Raw genomic sequence first — 13,624 nt, 5'->3', positions numbered from 1 at the left:
AGCATTCTAGTAAAAAAATGGCATGCTAGAGAATTTCATCTAGCATGCCATTTTATGAATGATCTTCCATTCAATTAAACATGTACTAATTTAATTTTATTCGCTACACGATCTGTTAACATTTGTGTTGCTTTTGGAACGATCGGTTTGAAAATTGGATTTAAAACAGGTCCTGCCAAGCCGCCAGCGACTACTTCTAAAAAACCTGTCATTTTTGTATTTTCAGCATCAATGCTTTCTGCAAGGAAATAGCCATTTCCAGTGAAATTATCAGAAAGCCCCTTTAATTCGAATGTTACTTTTGAGGGCGCTACCCATTCTAAAATGATAATTTCTACTTCTACTGTTTTTTTCAAAACACCAACATTACCTTTAAATGTCCATGTTGAATGTTTATCATCAATCATTTCATGTGCATTATAACCTGGGACAAGTTTTGCCCATTTTTCCATATCACTGACGAAATCCCATACATGATCAATTCCTACGGGTACTTCGACTGTATGTGTGCCTGTTGCCATATCAATTCACTACTTTCTTTTATGAATAGCTATATTATAAACGATATCGCCCACAATTTGGCTATGCTGAAAGATATAATTTTGACAAAAACAGGTCCTTCATCCAGTATAGATGATCTTGCTTACTAGTTAATATATGCTAGTTCCTCATTTTTCTCATTCATTCCTCAAGCACTACCTTATTTTCCATTTTGGTCATCAAAAAAGAGCATGATAGAAATTCTTCTATCATGCTCTCTCATTTTTATCGCGCTAATTGCGCAAACACTTTATAGAATGCATCTACTGTTTTAGTAATGTGTTCTTCCGTATGAGCTGTAGAAATAAATAATCCCTCAAACTGAGATGGTGGCAGGAAGATGCCTTCCTCTGCCATCAATCGGAAGTATTCCGCGAATAATTGTAAGTCAGATGTTTTAGCTGAGGCAAAGTCAACAACCTCATCATTTGTAAAGAAGAAACCAATCATTGAGCCAGCACGATTTACTGTATGTGGAATATTGTATTTCGTAGCTGCTTCACGGAAACCAGCCTCTAGCTGATCACCTAATTGTTTAAAGTAATCATATGTTCCGTGATCTAAACGTGATAACGTTTCATAGCCAGCCGTCATCGCCAACGGGTTTCCTGATAATGTACCCGCTTGATAAATCGGTCCTGCAGGGGCTACTTGCTCCATAATCTCTTTTTTCCCAGCAAATGCACCTACAGGGAGGCCTCCACCAATAACTTTACCTAATGTAGTCATATCAGGCGTTACCCCAAAATAACCTTGTGCACAACCGTAGTCTACACGGAAGCCTGTCATTACCTCATCAAAGATTAATAACGCGCCATGCTCAGATGTAAGTGCACGTAAACCTTCTAAGAAACCTGGTTTTGGTGGTACAACACCCATGTTCCCTGCAACAGGCTCCACAATCACTGCTGCTAGCTCTGCACCAAATTTTTCGAAAACAACTTTTGCCCCTTCTAAATCATTATAGGCAACTGTTAACGTATTCCGTGCAATATCTGCTGGAACACCAGGGCTATCAGGTAAACCTAATGTCGCAACTCCTGAACCTGCTTTAATTAATAAAGAGTCTCCATGACCATGATAAGAACCTTCAAATTTTAATATTTTATCTCGCCCTGTAACCCCACGAGCTACACGTAACGCAGACATTGTAGCTTCTGTTCCTGAAGAAACAAAGCGAATCATTTCCATGCCTGGTAGACGATCTAATACTAATTGAGCTAAACGATTTTCTGTATAGCTTGGCGCACCAAAGGATGAACCTTTTGCTGCTGTGTCAGCAATCGCTTTGACTACCTCTGGATGTGTATGTCCCAAAATTAATGGACCCCAAGATAGTACGTAATCAATATACTCATTGCCGTCAATGTCTTTAATGATCGCACCATGGCCAGATTCCATAAAAATCGGGTCCATATTCACTGATTTGAATGCACGTACTGGGCTGCTAACACCACCTGGCATTAACTGAACCGCCTCAGCATAGGCTTGTTTTGATTTTTCGTAAGAACGTGTCATTTATTTCTCCTCCAACCAACGTGCAACATCTTTTGCATGATACGTGATGATTAAATCAGAGCCTGCTCGTTTCATGCCTAATAATGTTTCAAGCACAACTTTTTTCTCTTCAATCCAGCCATTTATAGCTGCCGCCTTAATCATCGCATATTCACCAGAAACATTATAGGCAACAAGCGGTAATGGATAGTTATTTTTCATATCTCGGATAATATCTAAATAACTAAGAGCCGGCTTCACAATTAAGAAATCTGCTCCCTCTTCAATATCTGATTCTGCCTCACGGAATGCCTCTAGGCGGTTCGATGGATCCATTTGGTAGGATTTACGATCGCCAAATTGAGGAGCTCCATCTGCAGCGTCACGGAATGGACCATAGTAGCTAGATGCATATTTGACTGCATAAGACATAATTGGAATATGTTCAAATCCTGCTTCGTCAAGTCCTGCACGAATCGCTACAACAAAACCATCCATCATATTAGATGGAGCAATAATATCCGCTCCTGCTTTTGCTTGTGATACAGCGGTACGGGCTAACACGTCTAATGAAGGATCATTTAAAATTTGATCGCCTTCTATTAATCCGCAATGTCCATGATCTGTGAATTCACATAAACATGTATCCGCAATAACTAATAGCTCAGGATGACGTTTTTTTATTAAACGAGTCGCTTCTTGAACGATACCATGATCATGGAACGCACCTGTTCCAACAGCATCTTTTTCAGCTGGTAACCCAAATAAAATAACTGCAGGTATGCCTAAAGCTACAACCTCATCAATTTCTACTTCCAATTTATCCAATGAAAATTGAAAAACGCCAGGCATAGAAGGTACTTCATTTTTAATGTTCTCGCCTTCAATTACAAAAATAGGATAGATCAGGTCCTCTTTATGTAAATATGTTTCTTTTACCATTGATCGCATTGTCGCATTCGTACGCAAGCGACGATGTCTTTGAAATTGTAATTTTGTCATGATTTGTCCCCTACTTTCATAATTTCTTCGATGACTGCTTGCATTGTATATACACTTGGCATAATATCCACAGTAGCACCGTATTGTTCAAGAGCCGCTTCTGTAATATGACCGATGGCTGCGATACGCGTTGCTTGCCAGCCAATCTGTGACGCTACATCCTTTGCGTATACATCAACCGCTGAAGGACTAGCAAAAATCACAGTAACATCTTGTTGGTGATGAATACAATTCATAATAACAGATGTCTGATCATGTCTTTCCACCGTTTCGTAAACTGTCCACTCAACTAAATCAAACGGCAGTCCATCCTTTAGTGTACTTTTCGCCTTTTCTCCTCGTATAAACAGGCAACTCGGACAGCTACCCGCTACAGCCGGAAATTCTTTAACGAAAATATCAGCACTAAATACAGAGGGCATAAAGCTCACTTCAAAGCCAAGCTTTTCTAACGCTGATGTTGTTTTTGTCCCTATAGAGGCAATTTTCCCTCTAAAATTATCGACCCTAAATTGGTGCTGTTGCATCTTAGTAGCAAAAGCATCGACAGCATTTTGACTAGTAAATATAATCCAATCAAATTGACATGCCTTTTTCAATTGCTCAGCATCATTACTGCCCAATCGTTCACAAGTTTCAATTAATGGGGCAATTACAGCATGGCCACCTAATGTTGTGATGTCATCTTCAATAGTAGCTGTCTTAGATGTACCAGTTAAAACGATTGTTTTACCCTTTAGAGGTAAATTATTTTGCATCTTGCTCAGCCTTTACGCGCTGAATTAATTCGAATGCACCTTGTTCTGTTAATATTGCTGCAAGCTCTTCTCCAATTTTTTGTGCATCTGTCCCCACTACTGTTTCCTTATAGATAACAGATGCATCTGGAGCGGCAACTAAGCCTGTTAAAGTAATTTCATCCCCATTTGAAGTGGCGTAACCAGCGATAGGTACTTGACAGCCACCATCCATTGCTGCTAAAAATGCGCGTTCTGCATGTGCTTCTTGCCATGTTAATTGATCAGTAAGCTTTGCTAATTCAGCCAATAGCTCCTCATCATCTGCGCGACATTCAATTCCTAGAGAGCCCTGTGCTACTGCTGGTAAGCAATCTTCTACTGGTAAAAATTCAGTAACGACATCATCACTCCAGCCTAATCGTTTCAAACCAGCTGCTGCTAAAATAATCGCATCATATTCTTCATCTTCCAGCTTAGCTAAACGCGTATCAACGTTTCCTCGAATCCATTTTATTTCGATATCAGGGCGTACTGTTAATAGCTGTGCACTACGGCGCAAAGAACTTGTCCCCACTACAGCACCAGCAGGAAGATCTGCAAATTTAATATGTCCTTTTGAAATAAATGCATCACGTGCATCTTCACGTGGAGGAATACAACCAATTACTAAGCCATCTGGCAATACAGCAGGCATATCTTTCATAGAATGAACAGCAAAATCTATTTCTTTATCGTAAAGGGCTTGCTCTATTTCTTTAACAAACAATCCCTTCCCTCCAACTTTAGATAGCTGTACATCTAAAATTTGATCACCTTTGGTCACGATTTCTTTCACTTCAAATTCGAATGGTGCACCAGCCTCTTTTAACTCATTGATAAACCAATTAGTTTGAGTTAGCGCCAACTTACTTCTCCTAGAACCTACAATAATTTTTCTCAACAGTCTCCAACCTTTCTTCTAATACCATAAATGGAATCGCGATAAACTGCTTCCTAAGAAGAAGTTCACAACAACTAATAAATAGGCATATATATGTACCCATGCATAAGTTGTACCTGTCAGCTTGCTTTTGCGATTCACATATAAGATAACGCAATACAAAATTAAAATGATGAAGGACCCTATGATCTTTGCATCGAAAATCGAAAGACTCTCTAATGTTAATAGTGCCCATTCAAAGCCCAATATTAAACTTATAAATAAAACTGGAATTCCAATAAAAAATGACATATTCATCCAGCTACTTGTCTGCTGTAAGGATGGTAACCTTGTCCATAGATGTGACCACTTTTTCTTTTTCAGCAAACGATATAAAACCAAGTATAATATGGCAAACACAAATGTTAACGTGAATGCGGCATAGGACAATATCGCAAATGATATATGAATAAAAAGCATTTCCGAAATTAATGTATCCCCGACAGCGCCTGTAGGACGTTTTGGCATAAAAGTAAATATACTAGCGAATAAAAACCCTAGTATATTAATAATAAATACAGGCAAATCAACCCTAGCTATACAATGTAGAATGATCGATAGCGTCACAAGTAACCAGGAGTAAAAGAGAATCCCCTCTGACAAAGATAAGATCGGAAAACGCTTCGTTTCCACAAACGTTAAAATGATAATAGCGCTTTGAATCATCCATACAAATGAAACAAGCCAAAAAGCTATTCGTCTTGCTCGCACTTGCTTATAGAAATAATCAGTAAAGTAAAAAACTAGACTGATCGCATACAAGACGATCATCACTTCATAAAGCCTCGTCATGGTCAAATCAGCCAATAGACATCCCTTCTTTATAGTGAAATTGTAAAATTACTATACAAAAACAAAAAAACGTTTTCGTATCCTAAGTTTACCATACAGATACGAAAACGCCTCATGTAATATCAGTAGAAATCCAATAGCGTCAACACTATCGTACATTTGTGTATGCGACGCATCAGATATTTAGAAAGAGTACTTTGGTTCAACGGAAGTTTGAGAAGCCTCTGCGCGTTCTTTGCGCTCAAGCTCTTGCTTCGTCATCTCTTGAACTTCAGCTTCCACAGCATCCTCTATACCAAAAATTTGTTGGAATAAACGTAACTGTTCATTTGCTTTTGGTGAATTTGCCATTTCTTTCGCTTGTAAGATTGGCTCTTTTAACAATTGATTAATAATAGATTTTGTATGCTTACTTAAAATTTTACGTTCACGTTCCGTTAAATCTGGCATTTTATTTTCGATACTAGTCATCGTCTCTTCTTGAATTCGATTAGCCTTTTTACGCAAAGCTGAGATCACTGGTACGACGCCTAGTGTTGCTACCCAATCTTTAAATTGCACAACTTCATTACCAATCATATCCGTAATATCAGCAGCAGCACGTTCACGCTCTGCTAAATTCGCCTCGACAATTCCTTGTAAATCATCGATATCATACAAGAAAACATTTGGCAGGTCGCCCACTCGTGGATCAATGTCACGTGGAACAGCAATATCTACCATAAATAAAGGTTTACCTTTACGTAAACGTTCCACAAATTGCATTAACTCATAATCAATGACATAATCTGTTGCACCTGTAGAAGTAATTAAAATGTCTGCTTCTAATAATGAACATTGTAATTCCTTCATTGATTTAGCTTCCCCATGGAATTTAGCGGCTAGGCTTTCTGCTTTTTCAAACGTACGGTTAATGACCGTAACTTTTCCTACACCACTACCATAAAGGTTCTCAATCGCAAGCTCTCCCATTTTCCCTGCACCTAAAATAGCTACATGCTTGCGTTGTAAAGAGCCAAAAATTTTCTTTGCTAATTCTACTGCTGCATAGGAAACGGATACCGCATTCTCACCAATTGCTGTTTCATTATGAGCACGCTTAGCAAATGTTACCGCTTGTTTAAATAGCTGATTGTATACCGTTCCTGTTGTGCCAATCTCTTGTCCACTTAAAAAGCTTTTTTTTACTTGTCCTAAAATTTGTGTTTCCCCAAGAACCATTGAATCGATCCCTGCAGTCACTTTAAATAAATGTTCGATTGCCTCATCTTCTTCTCGAATTGTTAAATAGGAAGAAAATGTCTCCACAGGCAAGTCAAACCAGTTCGCTAAAAATTGTTTCACAAAATGACGTCCAGTATGCAATTGATCCACAACAGCATATATTTCTGTACGGTTACATGTCGAAACAATAACGTTTTCTAATATACTTTTTTGCTTTTGCAGCGCTTCCATTGCTTGTGGTAGTTCACTCTCTATGAATGATAACTTCTCACGTATTTCAACAGGCGCTGTTTTATAATTCAAGCCTACTACGATGGTATGCATGAATAACACCTCACACGTTCTAATTCACAAATCTCATTATAGCACAGTTCGACAATAGTTCACGTATAATTTGTGAACATGTCATGAAGAACTGTCATTCGTCATCTACATTAGAATTATTATAAACTAAGTGTAACAAATTATACGTCTTGTTTCAAATTAAAAAACTGCACCTTCAATTGTTAGATCAATCTAACAATTGAGGTACAGTAAATTTGTGATCAGTATTTTCTTAATTTGTCATTGTGACAGTTTTCATTGCAATAATATTACCATCTTTATCATAGGCTATAAACTCAATGTCATTATTAACTTTAAAGTCCTGCATAGTTTGTACTGTTTTCGTTAGCATATAAACTGAATCACTACGTTTTTGCAAATCAAACTGTACATCTCCACTAACTGAATTGAAGCGTACATTCATCTTTGCAACATTAGAACAATTACCATCAATTCGAGCACTCATAGTAATATAGCCTTTTCGTAGCGAAACGCTTGTTTCTTCAAATAAATCTTCAGGATTGATACAGCTCGAAGCTGGTGTTTTACATAAAATTGTATCAACTAGCTTTTGGAATACTTGATGCAATTGTAAATTATCAATGGCGTGGAAATAAGCGCCGCCAGTTTGCTCTGCTACTTGCATTAACGTAGCATCATTGATTTGTGATTTCTTGCCCATACTAATTGTATAAACTTTCACACCTTGCTTTTTCGCTTCATTGATCGCCTTAGTCATTTTAGATTTACTTGTTTTACCATCCGAAACAACAACAATGGCCTTCGATGTTTTAGTATCATTAGAGAATTTAGTTAAGGCGATATCAATGCCGGCAAAAATATCCGTCGCACCTTTATCTTTGGATGCTTTATAAAGATCTTTTTTCAGTACATTTTCTGTCGTACCTTCACCTAGAACAGTTGCTTTTGTATTCGTTTCAATAACAATATTATTTTTTGCCTTTATTTGATTGATCAATTCAATCATCTTTTTACCACGGTAATTTGTTGGATCAACCGCCTTCATCGAAGAAGAATAATCCACTACATAGGCAATTTCCGTTGCTAAAGAACAAGAGTTTTTACTAAAGTATGGATTCGTAAATATTTCTTTCGTTACTGTCTTATCTTTTAAGCCCTTCAAAATTGTTGCATAGCGTGGATCTAATGGATTAACGAGCGTTGCCTCTACTTTAGATTTTCCATAAATAATTGAGTCAAAGTAAGCGACGGCCGTACCTGGACTACCTGTATTATTTAATGGATCTGAAGTATTTGTTATAAACGACGCTGTTTTTTCCACTCCATCAAATTTAATTTTGACCGTTCCCTGATAGTCCGAAACGGGCTCCCCACCTGGACGAACTAAAGTCACCATAACTTTAGTATATCGATCTTTCCCTGATGGTCTTGATGCAGCATCAGCACTTTCTTTCAATGCTTCAACACGTTTTTTATAGGCTTCCACTTGTCCAAGTAATTTCCCGCCCTGATATTTTAATAACACAGTTCGGTCATAGTTACTTAAGTTTGTGAAGATTGCATAAATCTTCATCACACTATCGTAATGCTCTAATGTTAAATCTTTTTCGTTTGGCATATGATTCATAAGCTGAATGATAGCTCCGACCGGATTAATATTTTCTACCTGAGAAGCAATATCATCATCAATCCCTTGAACACGATAAATTGGTCGTCCATCATCAGAAATCATATACATAATTTCAGTTTTGGCAGGCGTTGTTACTGAGTTATCAAAACGGCGATTTAAGAGCTCTTCAAATAAGTATACTGAGATATCATAGTTTTCAAATTGTAATATTGCATGTTCATATCCTAACGCTGGGTACCTAGGATCAGATCCACCGTAGCGCAAATAAACATTTTGTACGTTCCCTAAAGCATCCGTTACATTTGTTTGCTGACCAATACTAAATAACTTTTCATCAGAGTCAGGATCTAAAGGTACTGGAGCATACACATCAATTAAGTTTTGAGTAAAGAACTCTGGCAATTTTTCATATGGAACATAAGGAGGTGTTACACTACCATTATCATCTGTATTTGTTGGATCATATACTTGGTAATCAATACGTAGTTCTGGCTGTGGTGCATAACGCACTTCTGCATTTAACTTCTCCCCCACTAAACACTTCATAGCAGGGTCTGTATTATTAACTAGCTCAAAAGAAATCGTATCACGGACAGATTTTGTTAGTGATGGTGCGATTACGATAGCAGATACAGTGGAGCCATCAGATTGAACCGTTTTAACCGCTTCACCGGATGTATCCACAATTGTCCCATAGGATGACGTCACTTTGAATGTATACGATTTATCATCCGCAATTGGGTCACCATTACAAGCCTTTAACGATACCGTCACAAGTGTAGAATCCACATCATTTGCGATTAAATCCGGTTTTTCAACTACAATGCTTTGCAATGCATTATTTACATATTCTGGTCCAGTAAAGTCATTTGAGTTATCTTTTGGTTCTTCAAAATCAGCACTGTTAGATCCCATGAAACCTGGTGGTAACGTAATGCTATCATTATCACGGCCAGCAGCACTTCGCTTTAATCCTTGTACAGCAAAATTGCCATTTTGAACAGCTCTATATAAAAATGTAGCAACATCCGCACGTGTTAATTTAGTAGATGGATTAAAGCTAGCAAAAGTCTTTTTACCTGTACCACTGGTAGAAAGATCATTCGAATATAAATATTGTACAGCCTGTGGTTCATCTAAATCTAAACCTTTGAATGCAGCGTAGATCTGGGCAAATTGGCCTCGTGTCACCGCTTTTGAACGATTAGCATTCACATGTGTGCCGTTAAATGGTAAATAAAATTCACTGTAGAAATTATAGGCAACACTATCAATATAAGATAACGCATAATTACGATCTAGCTTGGCAAACATTAGCACAAGCTCTCGATCAGTTACTTGTTCATCTGGTAAAAAGTTATTAGCACTGTTCAAGGACATGAGGTCATTGTCCACTGCCCAGGAAATAGCCTTATAATTATTACTATTTGAAGGAACATCTCTTATTGTGGTAGCTGCTTGCGTGACAACAGGTGTTGCCGTCATCAGTAGTAACATGAAGCAAAGCAAAGAGAGCAATGCTTTTTTTACATATGTCATTAATGTTCAGTCCTTTCTTTAGTTAAAGAACAAGATATCATCACGATAGTTTTGTTTTAGATCATCTTCTAAATATTTTAAGAATCGCTCAAGGACAAGAGAAGCCTCTGCACGAGTTAGCGGCTTATTTGGATTAAAACGGCCAGCGGAATCACCAATCATTAACCCAAGTTCATTTGCAATATAGATGCCGTCTCTAGCATAGTTTGGAATTTGATTGTTGTCTGTAAATTTCGTTAGATAGCCAGGATCAGGCGCTCTATTTTCAAGTCCTAAAGCACGCACAAAAATAGTAGCTGCTTGTGCTCTTGTAATGGCATTATCTGGTTTAAAGTAGTCAGCTGAAACGCCTTTTATTATGCCTTTATTTAATGCCGATTCAATATAGCCATAATCTTTAACCGTACGCTTTAAGTCTTTAAACACACTTGTAGTAGGAGTCTTTTTCGATTTCTTTTCTTCAAATACACGTAAGTCTACGGCTTTACCGATTGCCGTAGTAAAATCTATACGTTTCATTGGTGTATTTGGAGAGAAGAAATTACTTGCATCTGAATAGATACCTAGTGAATACATTTTTTCTATCGCTTCTTTAGCAAAATGGTTTGTTAAATCACGGAATTTAGGGATAATAAGACGTTCAATAGTTGGCATGTATTCTGTATCTAAATCAAGCGTCCCTTTTTGTCCTGAAGATAAGTCGTACGTGTACTCAGAAATAACATCTTTTTCACTTACAACTGCATAGCCACCCTCAAAACTACCCAAGCTTCCAAGATTCTCCTCATAATTTAAAACACGAGATTTACTTGTAGATAAGCGGTTTTTTACATGGCTTGTTTTGCCATCACTGTAGGAATAAACAGACTCTGTGATTTGAGTTTCTGTTGCTCCCCAGAAGTTTTCATAGCCCGCATGGCGACTATCGGTTTCAATCGTTACTGTGTTTTGGACAGCGTTTTTCCCTTTTCCTGTTTCAAAAGCATAGGTTTTTCTAGAGATTACATTCCCCGAATAATAATCAGAGGCAGCTCGATTATCTGTCACCGTTCCTTGAGAAAATTGATAATCAACTAACGTATAAGTAATCGCTCCAATTGTAATTTTTTCAGTGTATTTCTTTACCTCACCATTAGACGTTTTTTGACCAAGAACTGCATAGTCAACAACATCAGATTCATAGGCGATATTTCTTGTCAATGTGGCTCCATTATTACCTGTCAACTTCATGTTATAAGTTTCAGTTAATCTGCCTTTAGATTCCTTTTGTGTAATTTTAATATCTTTACTAGTGCCCTTAAAAATAACAGGTGACCCTGATAGGAAGACAGCTTCTTCATATGTATACTCATTTTTTACTGCACCAGTTGTTTCTAATGAAGCAGCCGATGCATTGAACGAAATAGTAGTTCCCATTAAACAAAAAACAAGAACGACTACCATTAGTTTGGCTAAATATTTTTGCATTCGCTTGTCCTTTCTTTCACTGTGCACTGTTATGCATAATGAAGCATGTTTTAATGACTAAAAATCTGCTCGTCTTTCGAACATTTTGCCTATGCGAAGTAGCCTTCTCATCAAATGTGAATACATCGCCCTTTTGCAAATATTATTCGCCTGAGACTAAGCAGATTTTCAGTCTATATTTACTTTTAATCTACTAGAATAAAATGAGCTTTTACAAATCGATCTGATAATACAACTAAACGGTCGGATGCTTGTAGATCGGAAGGCTGTATCACTTTACCTGCTTTAATGATTGTTGCTTGGTCAATATTCATATCCACCATTTCACCAGCCTCATACCAACGGCCATTCTGCCATTGGCTTACACTTTTTACGTTAATTACAGCTGGATACTTCGATTTTACAGACTGTAGTTTCCCAGTCAGCATTAATGGGGCTACTGGTTTAGCATTATCTAAAATATGAAGTGCTTGTACATGGCCTTCCTTCACATAGAAGTAACCATAATCACCTTCGGATAAATAAAGCTCAATATCTGGCATGACGCTGTATGTTTTATTGCCATCATCGACCATTGCCTTTGTTGAATTACTAACTGATAAGACAGTATCATCTGTTTTCTTGAAAACATTTGGTTCAATTTTCATCGCATCATCAATTTCAATTAAATACCCATCAGCTTGAGATAAGCGTCCATAATATAATTCATGTCCAGCTAAGTTAGGTGACATAAAGCTATCACTTGTCACTTGTACAACCTGCGCATAATGGTCACGTGCAGCACCATCTGCAATGACAAATGCCGTACCATACGCTAAAAGACCAGTTGGTTCAATTAAACGTCCATTACGAATTAAAATAGTTCCATTATGGAAGTACAATGTGCCTGCAGATTTCAGCTTCAATAATTGGTAATCTGTATCTACAGACAACATGGGTTCGTAATATGTTCGTTCATTGTTTTTCAATACTACAATTTTCTCAATGACTTCTTTACCGAATTGTTTAACCGTCGCATAGTATGCTTCACTACCGATATAATTTTTCAGTTGACCTTTTTCGACTTTCGTATTGCCAACATATATTGGTACCTTGGATGTAAAAGACATTGTCGATAGATCATTGGTTGTTTGAGAGCCAAATTGCCAGTTAATAAAGGCATGTTGATTTTTCACCGTTAATTTATTGGCATTAGGATTGACTGCTTGTATTTCGCCTTTGTATAAGTTTTCAACTAGTGTGCCTGTCTCACTAATGGCTACTTTTGTTACGACAGAAGTGTTTTTATTTTTAAAGTTTAGTTTAACTCGATCCCCAACGTATAACGCACTAATATCAGTGGCTGAAGAGCCTTTTTGATAATTAGTCTCTTTGTTAATATAATAAGTCGTTTCTTCACCTACATCTGGCTTCACTATAATAAATAACCCATTTGGATCGATACTCGTTACTACACCAGCTGTTGTTTTACTGCTACTTCCTGATCCTGTGGATGATCCATTCGGTTCTGTTGCTGTTGTAGATGTACCTCGCAGTTCAACAACACTTCTTAGAGAAATTTCAGCTTCAACTTCCATTCCCATCTTAAAGCCCTCGATAGTCGTTGCCGTGTTGTTAATATATAATCGAGTATTTTTATTAATATTAAAAGTCACTGTTCGGCCACGATCATTTTGCAAAGTTACTTTACTAAGTTGTTGTTCTATCGTGCCATCTGGCTTTGTGTATTCTGAAAATGTTACATCCACAAAGGTTCCAGTAACTAATTGGGCAGCTTTAGCCGGTTGGTTAAAGGCTAAACCGAAAACCAGAAGTAACATGATCATGATTATGTATGAATATTTCTTCAAAAATCCTGCCTCCTTACTAAATATTAGTAATCATTATATCGTATTATTGGTAGCTTTT

10 protein-coding genes are annotated in these 13,624 nt (G+C 37.4%); all 10 read right to left on the bottom strand.

Annotated elements, in window-relative coordinates:
• Positions 1-74: 74 nt before the first annotated feature.
• The gene (locus tag ABC382_RS22450; protein ID WP_274793948.1) at positions 75-521 is read right to left on the bottom strand and encodes an SRPBCC family protein; all 447 of its coding nucleotides are present in this window, start codon (positions 519-521) and stop codon (positions 75-77) included.
• A gap of 244 nt (positions 522-765) precedes the next feature.
• A complete protein-coding gene (gene hemL / locus ABC382_RS22445) occupies positions 766-2,058 on the bottom strand; it encodes a glutamate-1-semialdehyde 2,1-aminomutase (protein ID WP_412927121.1) in 1,293 nt (430 codons plus the stop codon).
• On the bottom strand, positions 2,059-3,039 hold the full coding sequence (gene hemB, locus ABC382_RS22440; protein WP_274793950.1) for a porphobilinogen synthase: 981 nt from the start codon (positions 3,037-3,039) through the stop codon (positions 2,059-2,061).
• A complete protein-coding gene (locus ABC382_RS22435; protein WP_412927118.1) occupies positions 3,036-3,797 on the bottom strand; it encodes a uroporphyrinogen-III synthase in 762 nt (253 codons plus the stop codon). The genes hemB and ABC382_RS22435 overlap by 4 nt, the downstream gene beginning before the upstream one ends.
• A complete protein-coding gene (hemC, locus tag ABC382_RS22430) occupies positions 3,787-4,719 on the bottom strand; it encodes a hydroxymethylbilane synthase (protein WP_322611645.1) in 933 nt (310 codons plus the stop codon). The genes ABC382_RS22435 and hemC overlap by 11 nt, the downstream gene beginning before the upstream one ends.
• 18 nt (positions 4,720-4,737) lie before the next feature.
• A complete protein-coding gene (locus ABC382_RS22425; protein ID WP_274793953.1) occupies positions 4,738-5,565 on the bottom strand; it encodes a cytochrome C assembly family protein in 828 nt (275 codons plus the stop codon).
• 168 nt (positions 5,566-5,733) lie between these two features.
• Positions 5,734-7,098 carry a glutamyl-tRNA reductase gene (gene hemA, locus ABC382_RS22420; protein ID WP_274793955.1) on the bottom strand — a complete coding sequence of 455 codons (1,365 nt, stop codon included), beginning with the start codon at positions 7,096-7,098 and terminating at the stop codon, positions 5,734-5,736.
• 232 nt (positions 7,099-7,330) lie between these two features.
• Positions 7,331-10,249, bottom strand: coding sequence for an S-layer homology domain-containing protein (locus tag ABC382_RS22415; RefSeq protein ID WP_274793956.1), 2,919 nt, complete (start codon positions 10,247-10,249; stop codon positions 7,331-7,333).
• 18 nt (positions 10,250-10,267) lie between these two features.
• On the bottom strand, positions 10,268-11,716 hold the full coding sequence (locus ABC382_RS22410; RefSeq protein ID WP_412927116.1) for an S-layer homology domain-containing protein: 1,449 nt from the start codon (positions 11,714-11,716) through the stop codon (positions 10,268-10,270).
• Positions 11,717-11,901: 185 nt separating this feature from the next.
• Positions 11,902-13,566 (bottom strand): hypothetical protein, encoded by a 1,665-nt coding sequence (locus tag ABC382_RS22405; protein WP_412927115.1) that lies wholly within the window; start codon positions 13,564-13,566, stop codon positions 11,902-11,904.
• Positions 13,567-13,624: the final 58 nt, after the last annotated feature.

This window comes from Lysinibacillus phoenicis (genome assembly GCF_047238325.1).
Taxonomy (GTDB): domain Bacteria; phylum Bacillota; class Bacilli; order Bacillales_A; family Planococcaceae; genus Lysinibacillus; species Lysinibacillus irui.
This window is presented reverse-complemented; position numbering and strand designations above follow the sequence as displayed.